Origin of the sequence: Cupriavidus sp. USMAHM13 (assembly GCF_001854285.1) — a bacterium.
In the GTDB taxonomy this organism is placed as follows: Bacteria; Pseudomonadota; Gammaproteobacteria; order Burkholderiales; family Burkholderiaceae; genus Cupriavidus; species Cupriavidus malaysiensis.
The window spans coordinates 181,760-198,441 of record NZ_CP017751.1 but is presented as its reverse complement, the minus strand read 5'-3'; the positions used below and the strand labels follow the sequence as shown (position 1 = coordinate 198,441).

At 70.5% G+C, this 16,682-nt stretch carries 17 protein-coding genes; 10 read left to right on the top strand and 7 right to left on the bottom strand.

Going from position 1 to position 16,682, the window contains the following annotated elements:
* Positions 1–154: 154 nt before the first annotated feature.
* The 3 genes from BKK81_RS01030 to BKK81_RS01020 all read left to right on the top strand — a co-directional run bounded on the left by BKK81_RS01030 (position 155) and on the right by BKK81_RS01020 (position 2,516).
* Positions 155–1,096, top strand: a complete 942-nt coding sequence (locus BKK81_RS01030; RefSeq protein ID WP_071010306.1) for a LysR family transcriptional regulator — start codon at positions 155–157, stop codon at positions 1,094–1,096.
* 74 nt (positions 1,097–1,170) lie between these two features.
* Positions 1,171–2,088 carry a LysR family transcriptional regulator gene (locus tag BKK81_RS01025; RefSeq protein WP_071010304.1) on the top strand — a complete coding sequence of 306 codons (918 nt, stop codon included), beginning with the start codon at positions 1,171–1,173 and terminating at the stop codon, positions 2,086–2,088.
* A 2-nt stretch (positions 2,089–2,090) separates the two neighbouring features.
* On the top strand, positions 2,091–2,516 hold the full coding sequence (locus BKK81_RS01020; RefSeq protein WP_071010302.1) for a DUF2784 domain-containing protein: 426 nt from the start codon (positions 2,091–2,093) through the stop codon (positions 2,514–2,516).
* 20 nt (positions 2,517–2,536) lie between these two features.
* Here the strand turns inward: BKK81_RS01020 and BKK81_RS01015 are convergent, their stop codons facing one another.
* The 6 genes from BKK81_RS01015 to BKK81_RS00990 form a co-directional block, all read right to left on the bottom strand.
* Positions 2,537–3,364 (bottom strand): crotonase/enoyl-CoA hydratase family protein, encoded by an 828-nt coding sequence (locus BKK81_RS01015; RefSeq protein WP_071010300.1) that lies wholly within the window; start codon positions 3,362–3,364, stop codon positions 2,537–2,539.
* A 57-nt stretch (positions 3,365–3,421) separates the two neighbouring features.
* The gene (locus tag BKK81_RS01010; protein WP_071010298.1) at positions 3,422–5,065 is read right to left on the bottom strand and encodes a 3-(methylthio)propionyl-CoA ligase; all 1,644 of its coding nucleotides are present in this window, start codon (positions 5,063–5,065) and stop codon (positions 3,422–3,424) included.
* A gap of 76 nt (positions 5,066–5,141) precedes the next feature.
* Positions 5,142–5,930 carry an enoyl-CoA hydratase-related protein gene (locus BKK81_RS01005; protein ID WP_071010296.1) on the bottom strand — a complete coding sequence of 263 codons (789 nt, stop codon included), beginning with the start codon at positions 5,928–5,930 and terminating at the stop codon, positions 5,142–5,144.
* A 43-nt stretch (positions 5,931–5,973) separates the two neighbouring features.
* On the bottom strand, positions 5,974–6,783 hold the full coding sequence (locus tag BKK81_RS01000) for an SDR family oxidoreductase (RefSeq protein WP_071010294.1): 810 nt from the start codon (positions 6,781–6,783) through the stop codon (positions 5,974–5,976).
* Positions 6,784–7,311: 528 nt separating this feature from the next.
* Positions 7,312–8,001 carry a GntR family transcriptional regulator gene (locus BKK81_RS00995; RefSeq protein WP_071010292.1) on the bottom strand — a complete coding sequence of 230 codons (690 nt, stop codon included), beginning with the start codon at positions 7,999–8,001 and terminating at the stop codon, positions 7,312–7,314.
* Between the two features lie 55 nt (positions 8,002–8,056).
* Positions 8,057–9,469, bottom strand: coding sequence for a C4-dicarboxylate transporter DctA (locus tag BKK81_RS00990; RefSeq protein WP_231907954.1), 1,413 nt, complete (start codon positions 9,467–9,469; stop codon positions 8,057–8,059).
* Positions 9,470–9,900: 431 nt separating this feature from the next.
* On the opposite strand from BKK81_RS00990, the gene BKK81_RS00985 reads away from it, so the two are divergent.
* The 5 genes from BKK81_RS00985 to BKK81_RS00965 all read left to right on the top strand — a co-directional run bounded on the left by BKK81_RS00985 (position 9,901) and on the right by BKK81_RS00965 (position 14,483).
* Complete coding sequence (locus BKK81_RS00985) at positions 9,901–11,154, top strand: allantoate amidohydrolase (RefSeq protein WP_071010290.1); 1,254 nt, start codon at positions 9,901–9,903, stop codon at positions 11,152–11,154.
* Between the two features lie 71 nt (positions 11,155–11,225).
* Positions 11,226–12,494, top strand: a complete 1,269-nt coding sequence (locus BKK81_RS00980) for a M20/M25/M40 family metallo-hydrolase (RefSeq protein WP_071010288.1) — start codon at positions 11,226–11,228, stop codon at positions 12,492–12,494.
* A gap of 365 nt (positions 12,495–12,859) precedes the next feature.
* Complete coding sequence (locus tag BKK81_RS00975; protein ID WP_071010285.1) at positions 12,860–13,345, top strand: carboxymuconolactone decarboxylase family protein; 486 nt, start codon at positions 12,860–12,862, stop codon at positions 13,343–13,345.
* The gene (locus BKK81_RS00970) at positions 13,342–13,809 is read left to right on the top strand and encodes a GNAT family N-acetyltransferase (RefSeq protein ID WP_071010283.1); all 468 of its coding nucleotides are present in this window, start codon (positions 13,342–13,344) and stop codon (positions 13,807–13,809) included. The genes BKK81_RS00975 and BKK81_RS00970 overlap by 4 nt, the downstream gene beginning before the upstream one ends.
* Positions 13,806–14,483 carry an FMN-dependent NADH-azoreductase gene (locus tag BKK81_RS00965; RefSeq protein ID WP_071010281.1) on the top strand — a complete coding sequence of 226 codons (678 nt, stop codon included), beginning with the start codon at positions 13,806–13,808 and terminating at the stop codon, positions 14,481–14,483. The genes BKK81_RS00970 and BKK81_RS00965 overlap by 4 nt, the downstream gene beginning before the upstream one ends.
* 13 nt (positions 14,484–14,496) lie before the next feature.
* On the opposite strand, the gene BKK81_RS00960 is transcribed toward BKK81_RS00965, so the two are convergent.
* Positions 14,497–15,084, bottom strand: a complete 588-nt coding sequence (locus tag BKK81_RS00960) for a GNAT family N-acetyltransferase (protein ID WP_071010279.1) — start codon at positions 15,082–15,084, stop codon at positions 14,497–14,499.
* 160 nt (positions 15,085–15,244) lie between these two features.
* On the opposite strand from BKK81_RS00960, the gene BKK81_RS00955 reads away from it, so the two are divergent.
* Both BKK81_RS00955 and arsC read left to right on the top strand, forming a co-directional pair.
* Positions 15,245–16,153, top strand: coding sequence for a LysR family transcriptional regulator (locus BKK81_RS00955; protein ID WP_071010278.1), 909 nt, complete (start codon positions 15,245–15,247; stop codon positions 16,151–16,153).
* A 122-nt stretch (positions 16,154–16,275) separates the two neighbouring features.
* The gene (gene arsC / locus BKK81_RS00950; RefSeq protein WP_071010276.1) at positions 16,276–16,635 is read left to right on the top strand and encodes an arsenate reductase (glutaredoxin); all 360 of its coding nucleotides are present in this window, start codon (positions 16,276–16,278) and stop codon (positions 16,633–16,635) included.
* Positions 16,636–16,682: the final 47 nt, after the last annotated feature.

Genomic DNA, 16,682 nt, shown 5'->3' with positions numbered 1-16,682 from the left:
CGAATCGCCGTCATAACCAGCGTCTCGGGGCCATCGGGAAAAGTACCGAGCGGCACGGCGCGGGGCGGCGGCGCACCGTGCCGGTGCGTGCGGCAACGCACAACGGTGCCCAGGCAAAGGCAAGGAAGCAACGAGGCAAGGAAGAGGGGAGACGGTGAAACTGCATCAACTGCGCATCCTGCTGGCAGTCGCCCAGCATGGCAGCATCCACGAGGCCTCGCGCAGCCTCCACGTATCGCAGCCGGCACTGTCCAAGGCCATCGCGGAGCTGGAGCGCGAACTTGGCGTCACGCTGATGTCGCGCTCGGTGCGCGGCGTCAGCCTGACCGCCTACGGCCTGGCCCTGGTCAAGCGTGCCAGCGTGGTCGAGCAGGAGCTGCGCCACGCGCTGGAGGACATCGAGGCCATCCGCGGCCATGCCGAGGCCCGGCTCAATATCGGCTTCACCGCGGTGGCCTCGAGCGGGCCGTTGCCCGAGGCCATGGCGGCCTTCCGCCAGCGCTTCCCCAATGTCGACCTGTGTGCCTTCGAGCTGCGCCCCCAGCAGATCCTGGAGGGGCTGCGCGAGGGGCGGCTCGACCTGGGACTGATCTCCACCAACAGCGGCCCGGGCACCGGTGCCTTCCAGTGGGAGCCGCTGTTCGCCGTCGGCATGTCGCTGGCAGTGCGCCCGGGCCATCCGCTGCGGCGCGCCAGCCGGCTGCGCCCGCTGCTCGATGCCGACTGGCTCACGCTCGATCCGCTCGACGATCCGGGCAGTCCGCTGCCCAGCCTGCTGCGCCTGCACCGGCTGGACATGCCGCGCCGCATCGTGCAGAGCGCATCCAACCTGTTGGGCCTGCAGCTCGCTGCGCGTACCGACCTGATCAGCATGTGGTCCGACTTCGTCTTCCATGGCACCGGCGGGCCGCTGCGCCTGGTGCAGGAGTCGCTGCTGCAGCTGCCGATACGCGACGAACTGCCCGATTTCCGCGTCTTCCTGGTCTACCGCTCGGCCGACCTGATGACGCAGGCCTGCGCCGAATTCAGCAAGGAAGTGCGGCACCGCGCACGGCTGATGGTGCCGCCGCGGCGCGGCGCGCGCGCCGGGGCCTGATCCCGGGCATCGGCCCGTGCGCATGCCGCGGCGGCGCCGATGACGCACAATGGCGGCCAGGAGACTTGCTGAACATGGACAAACTCAAACAGATCGAGGCCTTCATCGCCGTGGTGGAGCACGGCAGCATGGCGGCGGCGGCGCTCACGCAGGACGTCACGCCGGTGATGATCGGACGCCGCATCAACGCGCTGGAAGCACGCATCGGCGTCAAGCTGCTGCACCGCTCCACGCGCCGCATCGTGGTGACAGAGCAGGGCGCCGTCTTCATGGAGCAGTGCAAGAAGGCGCTGGCCGACCTCGACCGCGCCGAGATGCTGATTGCCGAGGGCAAGCACAAGGCCACCGGCCACCTGATCGTGTCGGCGCCGGCCGCCTTCGGCCGCAAGCACGTGGCGCCGCACGCGCCCGCCTTCCTCGCCGCCAATCCCGAGGTGCAGCTCTCGTTCAACCTGACCGACCGCGTGGTCGACCTGGTACGCGAGGGCTATGACGTCGGCATCCGCATCGGCGGTGCCATCGACCCGAACTTCGTCGCCATCAAGCTGGCCAGCAACAAGCGCGTGGTGTGCGGCACTCCCGCCTACTTCGCCCGCCACGGCGTGCCGCTGACGCTGGACGACCTGGCCCAGCACAACTGCCTGGCCTTCAACCTGCAGGGCGGACAGCAGCGCGGCTGGTATTTCCGCCACAACGGCAAGACGGTGACGGTGCGCGTCAACGGCAATCTCGACTGCAACGACGGCGAGCTGCTGCACCGCTGGACCGGCGAGGGCCTCGGACTGGGCTGGCGCTCGACCTGGGAGATCCTGCCGCAGCTGGAAAGCGGCGAGCTGATCACCGTGCTCGACGAGTACGCGCTGCCCGACTACGACATCCTCGCGGTGTACCCGCAGCAGCGTCCGGTGCCGGCCAAGATCCGCTTCTTCATCGAGCACCTGAAGGCGCAGTTCGCGCAGCCGGGCTACTGGACCGGCCGCAAGGAAGGCTGACCATGCCGGCGGCGGCATCGTTCCCCTGGAGCGCCTGGGCGGCCGACGCGGTGCTGCTGCTGCACTTCGCCTTCATCGCCTTCGTCGTGGCCGGCGCGCTGCTGCTGCCGCGCTGGCCGCGCCTGGCCTGGCTGCACCTGCCGGCGCTGGCCTGGGGGGTGCTGGTGGAGTGGAACGGCTGGATCTGCCCGCTGACGCCGCTGGAGAATGCGCTGCGCCACGCCGCCGGGCAGGCCGGCTACGCCGGCGGTTTCATCGCCCGCTACCTGCTGCCGTGGATCTACCCGGCCGGGCTGACGCCCGCCATCCAGTGGTGGCTGGGCGTGCTGGCGCTGGCGCTGAACCTGGCCTGGTACGGCCTGTGGTGGCGCCAGTGGCGGCGGCGCCGCGCGCATGGCGCGCGGCCCGTGCGGCCCGTGCGGCACTAGCCGGGCAAGCCCGCCCCCGTTCAGCCGGCCGCAGGCACGAAGCGCGGCGCGCGCTTCTCGACGTTGGCGAGCACCGCCTCGCGCTGGTTGGCGCCGCCGATCAGGGCTTCCTGCTCGACCGACTCGGCCTGCAGGATGGCGGCGGCGTCGCCGCCGGCGGCCACCTGCATCAGCCGCTTGGCCGCGCGGATGGCGTCGGGGCTCCTGCCGGCGATCTCGCGCGCGGCGGCCAGCGCGGCGGCGCGCGGGTCGTCGACCACACGCGTGGCCAGGCCCAGTTCACAGGCCTCGGTGCCGCTGACGATGCGCCCGGTGTAGATCAGCTCGCGCAGCAGGTCCTCGCGCACCAGGCCGCGCGTCAGCAACATGCCGGCCATGTCGGGCACCAGGCCCCACTTGATCTCCATCACCGACAGCCGCGCATCGGCGGTGACATAGCGCAGGTCGGCGCCGAGCGCGACCTGCAGCCCGCCGCCGAAGGCCACGCCGTGCACGGCCGCCAGCACCGGCACCGGCAGCTCGCGCCAGACCATGCAGGCATACTGCGGCGCGTTGCTGATGCCATGGGTGCGGGGCGCCAGGCGCCCCATGCTGCCGCCCTCGCCGGGCGCCTTGCCCGCCAGGCCGGACATGCTCTGCATGTCGAGCCCGGCGCAGAAGGCCTTGCCCTCGCCCGACAGCACCACCGCGCGCAGGTCCGGCTCGCGCGCCAGGCGCTGGCCGGTCTCGACCAGCGCGGCGAACATGGCCGGGTCCAGCGCGTTCATCTTGTCGGGACGGTTCAAGCGCACCTCGGCCACGCCGTCCTCGATGGTCAGCGCGATGCGCTGGCTGCTGGCTTCACTCATCTATGGTTCCTTGCTCGCCTATCGTTTCTGAAGACGGGGATGCCGCCTCATGTCATCTCACGCCACCCGCGCGGTCGGCAGCACGTAGTCGCGGAACTGCTCGCGCAGCTTCAGCTTGAGCAGCTTGCCGGTGGCGGTATGCGGCAGGGCGTCGACGAAGGCCACGTCGTCCGGCACCCACCACTTGGCCACCCTGCCGGCGACGAATTCCAGCAGCTCTGCTGCACTCACCTGCTGGCCCGGTCGCTTGACCACCACCAGCAGCGGCCGCTCCTGCCACTTGGGATGGGTGACGCCGATCACCGCCGCTTCGGCCACCGCCGGGTGCCCCATGGCGGCGTTCTCCAGGTCGATCGACGAAATCCACTCGCCGCCCGACTTGATCACGTCCTTGGCACGGTCCACCAGCTGCAGGTAGCCGTCTGGGTCGATGTTGGCGACGTCGCCGGTGTCGAACCAGCCGTCCGCGTCGAGCGCATCCTGCCCGGCCTTGAAGTAGCCGGAGGCAATCCACGGCCCGCGCACCTTGAGGCGGCCGAAGGCCACGCCGTCATGCGGCAGCGCGCGGCCTTCGTCGTCCTCGATGCGCAGCTCCACGCCCCATACCGCGCGGCCCTGCTTGGTCTTGATCTTGAGCTGCTCGGCCGCCGGCAGGCTCTCCAGCCGCGGCAGCAGTGTGTTGATGACGCCGATCGGGCTGGTCTCCGTCATGCCCCAGCCCTGCACCACGCGCGCGCCGAACTGCCGCTCGAAGCGCTCGACCATCGCCGCCGGCGCGGCCGAGCCGCCCACGCCGGCGATCTTCAGGCCGAGCGCGCGCGGGTCGATGTCGGGATGGGCATCCAGGTACTGGAACAGCATCAGCCACACCGTGGGCACCGCGGTGGAGAAGGTCACGCGCTCGTCGCGCAGCAGCTTGTAGACGTTCTCGCCGTCGAGGTGCTGTGCGGGCAGCACCATCTTGGCACCGGTCATCGCGCACGCGTAGGGCATGCCCCAGGCGTTGGCGTGGAACAGCGGCACCACCAGCAGCACGCTGCTGTCGGCCCCCACCGAGAAGGTGTCGGCGGCACACGCCTTCAGGCTGTGCAGCACCGTGGAGCGGTGCGAATAGAGCACGCCCTTCGGATTGCCGGTGGTGCCCGAGGTGTAGCACAGCGAGGAGGCGGTACGCTCGTCGAACTGCGGCCACTGGTAGTCCTCGCTGCTGGCGGCGAGCAGGTCCTCGTAGCACAGCAGGTTGGGCAGGTCGAGCGCGGGCATGTGGGCACGGTCGCACAGCGCGACGAAGTGCCGCACCGTGGTCAGCTTCGGCGCCAGCTTCGCCACCAGCTCGGCGAAGGTGGTGTCGAAGAACAGCACGCGGTCCTCGGCGTGGTTGACGATGTAGTCGATCTGCTCCGGGAACAGGCGCGGGTTGACCGTGTGCAGCACCGCGCCCGAGCCTGATACGCCGAAGTACAGCTCCAGGTGGCGGTGCGTGTTCCAGGCCAGCGTGCCGACGCGGTCGCCCTCGCGCACGCCGAGGCCGGCGAGCGCGTTGGCCACGCGCCGCGCGCGGCGTTCGACCTGTGCGTAGTTGGTGCGCACCGTGTCGCCCTCGACCGTGCGCGACACGATCTCCTGCTCCGGGTGGTAGGCGGCGGCGTACTCGATCAGCGAAGAAATCAACAGCGGGTGGTCTTGCATGAGGCCCAGCATGATGCGTGTCTCCTTATCGTGTCATGGCGCCGTGCCCCGGGGCGGCCGGCGCGGTGCGTGGCTCAGCGGCCCTGGATCAACGGCCCTTGAAAGCCGGCGGACGCTTCTCCAGGAAGGCCGCCACGCCCTCGCGGAAATCCTCGCTGCGGCTGGCGCGCGATTGCAGCGTGGCTTCCAGCTCGAGCTGGGCCGGCAGGTCGTTGTCCAGGCTTTCGTTGAGTGCCTGCTTGATCAGGCCGTAGGCGAAAGTGGGCGACTGGGCAAGCCTGCGCGCCAGCTTGCCGGCTTCCTCGTGCAGGGCGGCGTCGTCGTGCACCTGCCACACCAGGCCGATGCGGTGGGCCTCGTCGGCGCTGATCTTGTCGGCCAGGATGGCCAGGGCGCGCGCGCGCATCTCGCCGGCATAGCGCGGCAGGAAGTAGGTGCTGCCGGCATCCGGCACCAGGCCGATCTTGGAGAAGGCCTGCAGGAAGCTGGCGCCGCGCGCGGCCAGCACCACGTCGGCAGCCAGCGCCAGGCTCATGCCCGCGCCCGCGGCGACACCGTTGACGGCGCTCACCACCGGCTTGGCCATGCCGCGCAGCGCCAGGATGATCGGGTGGTAGCGCTCGCGCAGCAGCGTGCCCGAGTCGGCCAGCGCGCCGCCGCTGCCGGCGGCGCGGTCGGCGAGGTCGGCCCCGGCGCAGAAGCCGCGGCCGTTGCCGGTCAGCAGCACGGCACGCACTGCCTCATCGGCGGCGGCCTGCTCGACGGCCTCGCGCAGCGCGCGCATCAGGTCGGCGTTGAGGGCGTTGAGCACGTCGGGGCGGTTCAGCGTGATGGTGGCCACGCCGTCGGCGACGTGGTAGAGCACGGGGGAGGTCATGGGTCGGGGTCTCCTCTGGTAGCGGATGGTCTGTCGGATCGGTTCAGGCGCGCGGCGGCGGCTGGAGCGCGTCGGCGGAGGCGTCGCCCAGCTTGCTGCCGCCGTCGCAGTCGATGATGGTGCCGGTGATATAGCGTGAGTTGTCGCTGCACAGGAACAGCGCGGTGTCGGCGATATCGCTCTTGTCGCCGTAGTCGCGCAGCGCCAGGCGTGCCTTGTAGCGCTGTTCCATCTCGGCCGTGGGCGCCAGGCGGGCCATGCCCTCGGTGTCGGCGATCGGCCCGGGCGAGATGCCGTTGACGCGCACGCCGGCCGGGCCCCACTCCATCGCCAGGCACTTGACCATCATGTTGATGCCGGCCTTGGCCGCGCAGGCGTGGACCTGGAACATCATGGCGTTGTGTGCCTGGGGCGCGGTGATGGCGATCAGCGAGGCGCCCGGCTTGTTCAGGTGGGCGAAGCTGGCGCGGAACACATTGAAGGTGCCGATCAGGTCGATGTCGACCACGGTCTTGAAGCCGTTGGCCGACATGCCCAGTGCCGGCGCCAGGAAGTTGCCGGCGGCGCCGGAGACGACGATGTCGATCGCGCCCAGCTCGGCGCGGGTGCGCGCCAGCGCGGCCTCGACCGCATCGAAGTCGCGCACGTCGGCCGCCAGCCCCAGCGCGCTGCCGCCGGCCGCGCGGATGGTGCCGGCAGCCGCCTCGATGCGACCCGCGTCGCGGCTGATCAGCCCGACCCGGGCGCCCGCGCGCGCCAGCGCCTGGGCGATGCCGAGATTGATGCCGGACGAGCCGCCGGCGACGAACGCCGTCTTGCCGGCGAGCATCTGGTCCTTGAAAGCACTGGTCATACGATTCCCCTCCTCTGCCTGTCCTGGATGGATGGCATTGGACATGCAAACCGCGGGCGGCGATTCGTCGGATCCGACGAGGCAGGGGCAGGCGCAGGCGCGGCCGGGCGGCGCCGCGCGCGGGGAATCGGCATGCTTGTCTCCGTTTTTTCTGCTTGTCGTTGTCTTGTCGACGGCGCCGCGGGGGCGGGCCCGCCACATCGTAACCCGAAGCCCGGCTTCCATCATGGCTGCAGTGCACCATGCGCTGTTGCGGGCGGGGAAATGATCGGGCGCAAGCGGTGGGCGACCGGGCGCCAGCCAGGCTGGGGCGCGGGGCGGGAGGACAAAGGCCGCGCATGGCCGCAGAAAAGAAAAAGGCCCGCACCCATTGCGGTGTGCGGGCCGCCCCAGAGGGGCATGACTGCCATGAAGCGCGCCCCCGCAGCTACATGGCGATGCCATCATCGCCGATGGCGGCCGGGGCCGCCTTGACGCAGGTCAAGCGCTACGTATAACGGAGTGGCAGCGCCGACCGGCGCTGCGCGCTCAGGCCAGCAGCGCGGCGACCAGGTCCTTGCCCTTGGCCGCCGGCAGCTCCTCGAAATGCAGCGCGCCTTCCACGTGGCCGAGGTGCTCGACCATCAGCGCCACGGCGCGCTCGGTATCGCCGGCGCGGGCGGCTTCGATGAACTCGCGGTGCTCTTCCGACGAGCAGGCGGCGTCGCGGCGCGACTGGTAGAGCATGGTGATGACCGCGCTGCGCGTCGACAGCTCGCGCAACATCTCGGTCAGCACGCCGTTGCCGACCACGTCGGCCAGCAGGATGTGGAAGTCACCCAGCAAGCGCGTGCGCAGCTGGGCATCGTTGCCCGCCAGCGCCTTCTTCTCGGCGGCGAGATGGCGGTCGATGCGCTTGTAGTCGGCGGCGCCCGCGCGCGCCACGAACTCGCGCGCCAGCGCCGCCTCCAGGATGCGGCGCACGGCGAAGACCTCGCGCGCCTCCTCGGCGCTCGGCTTGGCGACGAAGGCCCCCTTGTCCGGCACGATCTGGATCACCTTGTCCTTGGACAGCATCAGCAGCGCCGCGCGCACCTTGGTGCGGCTGACGCGGTAGACGCTGGCCAGGGCCTCCTCGCGCAGCTTGGTGCCGGGCGGCAGGCGGTGCGAGACGATCGCCGCGACGATGTCTTCGGCGATCGCTTCGGCGGTCATGTCGGGATCGATGTGCTCGGGCATGGCGATGCGCTGGCGCAGGGGCTGCGCGCGTTGGGGGAATGCCGAGATTCTAGCGCTAGCGCCCGCCCACGGTATCGGGCAGCACCGGCGCGGGCCCGGCGGGCACCGGCGGCGACAGGCCTTCGTCGAGTTCGCCGGCGGGCACGCGGCCGTCGAGCACGGCATGGGCGCGCTCGCGGTCGATATCCTTCTCCCAGGCGGCCACCACCACGGTGGCCACGCAGTTGCCGACCAGGTTGCCGAGCGCGCGCGCGATGCCGATGAACCAGTCGACCGACAGCACCAGCACCAGTCCGATGGCGGGAATGGCGGGATGGGCCGACAGCGTGGCGGCGAGGATCACGATGGCCGAGCCGGGCACGCCGTGCGCGCCCTTGGAGGTGACCAGCGCCACGGCAAGGATGCCGAGCAGGTCGCCGAAGGCCAGCGGGGTGTTGGTGGCCTGCGCGATGAAGACCGCCGCCAGCGTCAGGTAAATCGAGAAGGCATCCAGGTTGAAGGAATAGCCGGTCGGTATCACCAGGCCCACCACCGACTTCTTGATGCCCATGAACTCCAGCTTCTTCATCACCTGCGGCAGCACGCTGTCGGAGGAGGCGGTGCCCAGCACCACCAGCAGCTCGGCGCGCAGGTAGCGGATCAGCTTGAGCACGGAGAAGCCGCACAGGCGCATCACGGTACCCAGCACCACCAGCACGAAGAGAGCCACCGCGCCATAGAACAGCATCACCAGGAAGCCAAGCTGCTTGAGCGAGCCGATGCCGTACTTGCCCACGGTGAAGGCCACCGCGCCGAGCACGCCGAGCGGCGCCAGCTTGATGATGAAGCCCATCATCTTGAACAGCGTGTGCGAGAAGGTGTCGATCAGCGCCACCAGCGGGCGGCCGCGCTCGCCCACCAGCGACAGCGCGCAGCCGAACAGCACCGAGACCAGCAGCACCTGCAGCACGTCACCGCTGGCGAAAGCGCCCATCACCGTGTTGGGAATCAGCTTGAGCAGGAAGTCGACCATGCCCGCGCTCTTGATCTTCTCGGCGTTCTCCACGTAGGCGGCCATGGCCGACGCATCGAGCGAGTGCGGGTTGACGTTCATGCCGGTGCCCGGCTCGAACAGGTAGGCCAGCGCCACGCCCAGCGCCAGCGCGATGGTGGTGACCACCTCGAAGTAGACCACGGCCTTGATGCCGACCCGGCCCACCTTCTTCAGCTCGCCGGCGCCGCAGATGCCGGCCACCACCACGCAGAACACGATGGGGCCGATCAGCATCTTGATCAGCTTGATGAAGGCGTCTCCGAGCGGCTTGAGCTTGGCGGCGAACTCGGGTGCGAGCAGGCCGAGCACGGCGCCAAGCGCCAGCGCGATCAGCACCTGGCCGAACAGGGAACGGGTGAAGCGGATGTGGAAAGGGACGCCCGGTCCTTTGCCGGGCAGGCCGGTACCAGGGCGCGAAAGGTTCGCGTGCTGCATGGTTGTCTCCATCCGGCCAGTCCACGGAGGCGGGTGCGCCACCTGGCTTGCCGTCTTTTCTGTCGGTGATGCCGGCCGTCGGGGCCGGTCGGGTGGCGCCGGGCCAGGCCCCGGTGCCGGAAGGCCCACCCCGCCGAGCGCCGCCCGGGTACGGGCGGAACCCGCGCAATACGCTCGCCGGACCGGATTGTCCGCGGCGGATTGTCGACGCGTGGAGGCCAATATAGTGCATATCATTTTTGTATGCAATTTTTGAATTCACTGTGCTACCATGGATCGCACAGAATAGAGAGCCAGGGCCCGCGCGCGACCGCCGCGGTGCCACCATCCGGCGCGCCGCGCGGTGCATTGCCGGGCGGCAAGGCCGGGCCCGGCACGGTGCTTGCGTCCGGCACGCCGTCGCTTTCACGCACTTCCAGCAGGAGACACGCATGGCAGCATCCCCTTCGCCGGCCGGCGAGACCGGCACGCGCATCATGGCCTGGGCCGACACCCTGGCCGCGCATACCGAGCAGCCCGGCATGCTCACCCGCACCTACCTGACCGAAGCCCACCACGGCGCCGCGGCCCAGCTCGCACGCTGGATGGAGGAAGCCGGCATGCAGGTGCGCCGCGATGCCGCGGGCAACGTGATCGGCCGCTACGAAGGACTGGAGCCCGGCGCCCCCGCGCTGCTGACCGGCTCGCACTTCGACACCGTGCGCGACGCCGGCCGCTATGACGGCAACCTCGGCGTGCTGCTGCCGATCGCCTGCGTGGGCGCCTGGCACCGCCAGGGCAAGCGCTTTCCCTTCGCTGTCGAAGTGGTCGGCTTCGCCGAGGAAGAGGGCGTGCGCTTCAAGGCCACGCTGCTGGGCAGCCGCGCCATCGCCGGCACCTTCGACAGCAAGGTGCTCGACAACCTGGACGACGAAGGCCGCAGCATGCGCGACGTGATGCGCGCCGCCGGCTTCGAGCCCGACCGGCTGCCGGCCGCCGCGCACCCGCGCGCCCAGGTGCTGGGCTTCATCGAGGTGCATATCGAACAGGGCCCGGTGCTGCTCAACGAAGGGCTGCCGCTGGGCGTGGTCACCGCCATCTCCGGCGCCAGCCGCTTCCTGGTGGACCTGGAAGGGCTGGCCGGCCACGCCGGCACGGTGCCGATGGACATGCGCCGCGACGCCGCCATGGCGGCCGCCGAGATCGGCCTCTACATCGAGCGCCGCTGCGGCGGCACGCCGGGCCTGGTCGGCACGGTCGGCCAGTTCAACGTGCCCAACGGCGCCACCAACGTGGTGCCGGGACGCGCCCAGTTCTCCATCGACATCCGCGCCGGCGACGATGCCGTGCGCCAGGCCGCCGTGGCCGATGTGCTGGCCGAGATCGAGCGCGTCTGCGCGCGGCGCCAGGTGCGCGCGCAGGTGCGCAAGACCCACGAGGCCGCCAGCGTGCCCTGCGCCCCGTGGCTGCAGCAGCAGTGGGCCGACGCCATCGCCCGCCAGGGCCTGCCGGTGCGCCACCTGCCGTCGGGTGCCGGCCACGATGCCATGGCCATCGCCGCCATCGCCGATGTCGCCATGCTGTTCGTGCGCTGCGGCAACGGCGGCATCAGCCACCATCCCACCGAGACCATGAGCGCCGACGATGCCGAACTGGCCGCCCGCGTCTTCTCGGACTTCGTCGAGCATTTCGCGCGGCCGCACTGAGCCGCACCAAACGCACCCGGCCGCCTTGCCGCGAAGTGTCCTACCATCCCCAGAACAGAACGAGCCAAATCATGACCGCCCGAGACAATATGAGTGCCAAAGACGCCACCCTGAGCCAGTTCATCGACCAGCACCGCCCGCAGCAGGAGGCCTTCCTGGCCGAACTGGTCAAGGTGCCCTCGGACAACCCGCCGGGCGACTGCGACGCCCACGGCAAGCGTGCCAAGGCACTGCTCGAAGGCCTGGGCTTCCGGGTCGAGGCGCACAAGGTGCCGGACGACAAGGTCAAGGCGGCCGGCATGATCAGCGCCACCAACCTGGTCGTGCGCAAGACCTTCGGCCAGGGCGGCCCCACCATCGCGATGAATGCCCACGGCGACGTGGTGCCGCCGGGCCTGGGCTGGACCAAGGACCCCTACGGCGGCGAGATCGCCGACAGCGAGCACGGCCCGGTGATGTACGGCCGTGGCGTGGCGGTGTCCAAGTCCGATTTCGCCACCTACACCTATGCGGTGCTGGCGCTGATGGAGGCCGAGAAACAGGGCGTCCCGCTCAACGGCACGGTCGAGCTGCAGTTCACCTATGACGAGGAGACCGGCGGCGACATCGGTCCCAAGTTCCTGCTCGACGAAGGCCTGACCAAGCCCGACTACGCCATCTCGGCCGGCTTTTCCTACGGCATCACCTCGGCCCACAACGGCTGCCTGCACGTCGAAGTGACGGTCAAGGGCAAGCAGGGCCACGCCGCCATGCCGCACACCGGCGTCGACGCCATCGAGGCCGCCACCCATATCCTGCAGGCCATCTACGGCCTGCGCGCCGAACTGGCCAAGCGCAAGTCCAAGGTGCCGGGCATCGACACCGCCACGCTCAACGTGGGCCTGATCAAGGGCGGCATCAACACCAACGTGGTGCCGGACCTGGTGACCTTCCGCATCGACCGCCGCATGATTCCCGAAGAGCTCGGCTTCGACGCGGAAGGCGAGATCCGCGCGGTGGTCGAGCAGGCCGCCAAGGACCGCCCGGGCATCGAGGTCAAGGTGGAGCGCATCATCTTGGCCGAACCGCTGTCCGAGCTGCCCGGCGTGGAAAAGCTGATCGGCGCGCTCAAGAGCCGCGCGGAAGCCGTGTTCGGCGTGGAGATCCCGGTGCAGGGCGTGCCGCTCTACACCGATGCCCGCCACTACACCGCACGCGGCATCCCCACCGTGCTGTACGGCGCCGGCCCGCGCACGCTGATGGAAGCGCGCGGCCACAACTCGGACGAGAACCTGCGCCTCAACGACCTGAACCGCGCCACCAAGGTGGTCGCGCTGGCGCTGTCGGACCTGCTGGGCTGAGCCCGCGGGGGCGTCGGCCCCCGCCTTGCCAAGGCCGCCGCAGCAGCGGCGGCCATCGAGACGCCCGCGCCAGCGGGCGTCCTGCTTTGCGCTGGCGATTCGTGCCGCAATACGCACGGCACTATCCTGACTATTCGTCGCATCGAATACACAAGGAAGCCACTATCCCTCAGCATCCATACCAAGAATGATCTGGGTGTGATTCCCGCCGCCATGGCTTTCCCGGCCCGCATCGAACACCCCGTGACTTGCCTAAGGTATCAGTGTACGAATATAGTATTCGTGCTCTGATATTATTCCGGTGCAACGCATTCCGGTGTGACTGCCGGATGCCCCTTCCCTTGCTCGCCAACAGGAGAACGTCCATGCCGCAACATTCTGTCCGCCTTGCCTACCAGGAGTTCGCCCAGGCCGCCCCCGCCGTCCATGCCGCACTCGCTGCCCTCGGCAAGGCGGTCGACGACTCCGGCCTGGACAAGGCCCTGACCGAGCTGGTCAAGCTGCGCGTGTCGCAGATCAACGGCTGCGCCTTCTGCCTGCAGTACCACCTCAATATCGTGCGCCAGCTCGGGCTGGACCTCGATCCGCGCAAGCTCGACCTGCTCGCCGCCTGGCGCGACGCCGGCCTCTACAGCGAACGCGAGCAGGCGGCGCTGGCCTGGGCCGAGGCACTCACGCGCGTGGCCGTGCACGAGGTGGACGACGCTGTCTACGCCCAGGCCAGCGCCGCCTTCGCGCCGGCCGAGCTCGCCCACCTGAGCGCGGCGGTGGCCAATATCAACGCCTGGAACCGCATCGCCGCGGGCTTCCGCTTCGCGCCGCCGCCGGCGGTGCGCGGGAGCGCCGCATGAACGCCGCCGCGCAACCGGTACGCGACCTGCCGGAAGCGGACGGAATCCGCTATGTCGACGACGAGGCCGGCGTGCGTGCCTGCTTCGCCCTGATGCAGCAACTGCGCCCGCACCTCGAATCGGCCGACGAGCTGGTGTCGCGCTGGCAGCGCCAGCGCGCGGCCGGCTACCGGCTGTTGGCCCTGTGGCAGGATGGCCGGCCGGTGGCGCTGGCGGGCTTCCGGCTGCAGGACAACCTGGTGCATGGCGTGCATTTCTATGTGGACGACCTGGTCACCGACGGGGCGCTGCGCAGCGGCGGGTACGGCGAGCGCATGATGGCCCGCCTCAAGCAGGAGGCCGCTGCGCTCGGCTGCGCCAAGCTCGTGCTGGATACGCCGCTCACCAATGTGCTGGGCCACCGCTTCTACTACCGCAACGGCCTGCTGGCCTCGGCGCTGCGCTTTTACACGGCGCTGGCATGAGCGCGCGGGCTGCTTCGCGGGAAGCGTCCCGCACCTTGCTGCACGTCGCGGCCAGCAGCCGCGGCGGAGCCTCGCACAGCCGCGCCGCCGGGCATCACGTGCTGGCGCGCCTGCAGCAGGCGCTGGGGCCGCTGCGCGTGCTCGACTGCGACCTCGGCGCCATGCCGCCGCCGCATCCCGACGCGCGCATGGTCGAGGCCAGCCTGACGCCGGCGCAGGCGCGCAGCCCTGCGGCGGAGGCCGCGCTGGCCGCCTCCGAGCAATGGATCGGGCAGCTCGAAGCGGCCGACCTAGTGCTGTTGAGCACGCCTGTGCATAACTTCACGGTGCCGTCGGCGCTGAAGGCCTGGATCGACCACGTGGTGCGGCCTGGCCGCACCTTCCTCAGCACGCCGGCAGGCAAGGTCGGCCTGCTGGCCGACCGGCCGGTCCTGGTGGTGGCCGCCGCCGGCGGGGCCTTCGAGGCCGAGGCCGGGCCGGGAAGCCAGGTCGATTTCCTCTCGCCCTACCTGCGCGCCGTGTTCGGCTGCATGGGCTTGACGCAGGTGGAGGTGCTGCGGCTGGAGAACCTGCGGCGCGAGCCGGCCGCCATCGAGGCCGCCCGCGCCAGGCTCGACGACTGGAGCGCAGCAGTCGCCGCGCGGCTGGCGGCAGGTGCCGCCGGCCGGGATTGAGTCGGGGCCGCCTTCAGCCCGCGCCCGGCAAGCCGACGTTGCCGGCACCGAGCGGGCGCTGCATGAGCAGGGTGTCGATCCACTGCCCATGCTTGAAGCCCACGGCCTCCAGCCGGCCGATCACGCGGAAGCCCATCTTCTCGTGCAGCGCGATCGAGCCGGCGCCTTCGCCGCTGGCGGTACTGGCCACCACCGCCACCATCTGGCGCCAGGGGCCGCGCTCGCAGCGCACCAGCAGTTCCTGCAGCAGCGCCCGTCCGAGCCCCGCGCCGGCATGGCGGTGGTCGATATAGATGGAGTCCTCGATGGTGAAGCGATAGCCGCTGCGTGTGCGATAGGCGGAAGCGTAGGCGTAGCCCAGCACCACGCCGTCGCGCTGCGCCACCAGGTAGGGCAGGCCCTGGCGGCCCACGTCGGCGAAACGGCGCTCCATCTCCGCCAGGGTCGGCACCTGTTCCTCGAAGGAGGCGCGCCCGAATTGCACGTGGTGGGCGTAGATGGCCAGGATGGCCGGGACATCGCCGGCTTCGGCGGTGCGGATGCTAGGAGCGGTGCTGGGCGCGGCGGAGGCCGGCGCGTGGACGGGCAGCGGGGCGTTCATGATCGGGTGGTGACGACGGCAGGATGGAGCCGGCGCGTGGCCGGCACGGCCCTGGCGCACCTGGCGGGCAGGAAGGCGGGGCCATGGTCCAACCTTAGCGCAGCGCCATGCTATAAGGGAAGCTTTGGCGGCTTATCCACTGCATTAGCAGAACTTTGGTATGCGTCCTCTGCTGCATCCCGATCACCTGCGCAGCTTCGCGCTGGTCTGCGAACTCGGCAGCTTTTCGGCCGCGGCCGACCGTCTCGGCCTGAGCCAGCCCGCGGTGAGCCAGCAGGTGCGCCAGCTCGAGCAGCGCTACGGCCTGCGGCTGCTGGAGCGGGTCGGCCGGCGCGCACGTCCCACCGCCGCGGGCGAAGAACTGCTGCGCCACGCACGGAGCGTGGCCGCGGCCCTGGCCGCCACCGAAGCCGGCATGGCCCGCCACGGCACCGAGGTGATCGGCCAGGTGCGGCTGGGGTCCGGCGCCACGGCCTGCATCTACCTGCTGCCGGCAGTCCTGCGCGAACTGCGGCGGCGCCTGCCGGGACTGGAGATCGTGGTGCGCACCTGCCATGCGGCCGAGGCGGTGCGCGCGGTCGAGGACAACAGCCTGGACCTGGCCCTGGTCACGCTGCCGGCTTCCGGGCGCATGCTGGAAGTCATCCCGGTGGTCGACGATCCCTTTGTCGCGATCGGCCCGGCCGACGGCGAGCCGCTGCCGCCCGAGGTCTCGCCCGCCGACCTGGCCGGCCGCCCGCTGGTGCTGTTCTCGCCGAGCGGCAATACGCGCAGCCTGGTGGACGCCTGGCTGGCACGCGGTGGCGTGGCGGCCCATCCGGTCATGGAGCTGGACAGCGTGGAGGCGATCAAGGAGCTGGTGGGTGCCGGCCTGGGCTATTCGGTACTGCCCTCGATGGCGCTGCCGCCCGGCCGGCGCGGCGCGGCCATCGCCGTGCGCGGGCTGGCCCCCCCGCTGGGACGCACGCTGGCCGTGGTGCTGCGCCGCGACAAGCCGCTGCAGGCCGGGCTGCGCGCCACCGTGGAGGCACTGTCCGCACTGGCGCCGGCCTCCCGCCGCGATGCCTGAGCGCGGCTGAGCGCGGCCCCTGAGCTGCCGCCTGGAAGCGGCCGCCCCGAGGTGCACCACCCTGGTGCCCGGGACGCCGCTCTTGGTTATAGTGCCGGTATTCGCATCCGGAGAACCTGGCCATGATCACCATCTACCACAACCCGCGCTGCTCCAAGTCGCGTGAGACCCTAGCCCTGGTCGAGGCCGCGGCCACCCGCCTCGGCGAGCCGGTGGAAGTGGTCGAATACCTGAAGACCCCGCCCAGCCTGGCCACGCTCAAGCAACTCCACGCCATGCTGGGAGTGCCGGTCCGGCAGATGGTGCGCGACAACGAGGCCATCTACCAGGAACTCGACCTCGCCGATGCGGGGCTGACCGATGCCGAGGTGCTGGCCGCGGTCGCCGACCACCCGATCCTGTTGCAGCGCCCGCTGGTGGTACGCAAGGGCCGTGCCGCGATCGGCCGCCCGCCCGAGAACGTCGCGGCACTGCTGGACTGAACCCCGGCGGCGCACGCCATGCGCCGCCCACCGCCCCCTGCGGTCCA

Excerpts from the sequence above, each read along its gene's own strand:
- BKK81_RS00970 (WP_071010283.1), top strand. The coding sequence starts at position 13,342 with ATGAACGCCGCCGCGCAACCGGTACGCGACCTGCCGGAAGCGGACGGA.
- BKK81_RS01020 (WP_071010302.1), top strand. The coding sequence starts at position 2,091 with ATGCCGGCGGCGGCATCGTTCCCCTGGAGCGCCTGGGCGGCCGACGCG.
- BKK81_RS01015 (WP_071010300.1), bottom strand. The coding sequence starts at position 3,364 with ATGAGTGAAGCCAGCAGCCAGCGCATCGCGCTGACCATCGAGGACGGC.
- BKK81_RS00960 (WP_071010279.1), bottom strand. The coding sequence starts at position 15,084 with ATGAACGCCCCGCTGCCCGTCCACGCGCCGGCCTCCGCCGCGCCCAGC.
- BKK81_RS00955 (WP_071010278.1), top strand. The coding sequence starts at position 15,245 with ATGCGTCCTCTGCTGCATCCCGATCACCTGCGCAGCTTCGCGCTGGTC.
- BKK81_RS01000 (WP_071010294.1), bottom strand. The coding sequence starts at position 6,783 with ATGACCAGTGCTTTCAAGGACCAGATGCTCGCCGGCAAGACGGCGTTC.
- BKK81_RS01005 (WP_071010296.1), bottom strand. The coding sequence starts at position 5,930 with ATGACCTCCCCCGTGCTCTACCACGTCGCCGACGGCGTGGCCACCATC.
- BKK81_RS01025 (WP_071010304.1), top strand. The coding sequence starts at position 1,171 with ATGGACAAACTCAAACAGATCGAGGCCTTCATCGCCGTGGTGGAGCAC.
- BKK81_RS00965 (WP_071010281.1), top strand. The coding sequence starts at position 13,806 with ATGAGCGCGCGGGCTGCTTCGCGGGAAGCGTCCCGCACCTTGCTGCAC.
- BKK81_RS00975 (WP_071010285.1), top strand. The coding sequence starts at position 12,860 with ATGCCGCAACATTCTGTCCGCCTTGCCTACCAGGAGTTCGCCCAGGCC.
- BKK81_RS00995 (WP_071010292.1), bottom strand. The coding sequence starts at position 8,001 with ATGCCCGAGCACATCGATCCCGACATGACCGCCGAAGCGATCGCCGAA.
- BKK81_RS00990 (WP_231907954.1), bottom strand. The coding sequence starts at position 9,469 with ATGCAGCACGCGAACCTTTCGCGCCCTGGTACCGGCCTGCCCGGCAAA.
- BKK81_RS00985 (WP_071010290.1), top strand. The coding sequence starts at position 9,901 with ATGGCAGCATCCCCTTCGCCGGCCGGCGAGACCGGCACGCGCATCATG.
- BKK81_RS01010 (WP_071010298.1), bottom strand. The coding sequence starts at position 5,065 with ATGCTGGGCCTCATGCAAGACCACCCGCTGTTGATTTCTTCGCTGATC.
- arsC (WP_071010276.1), top strand. The coding sequence starts at position 16,276 with ATGATCACCATCTACCACAACCCGCGCTGCTCCAAGTCGCGTGAGACC.
- BKK81_RS00980 (WP_071010288.1), top strand. The coding sequence starts at position 11,226 with ATGACCGCCCGAGACAATATGAGTGCCAAAGACGCCACCCTGAGCCAG.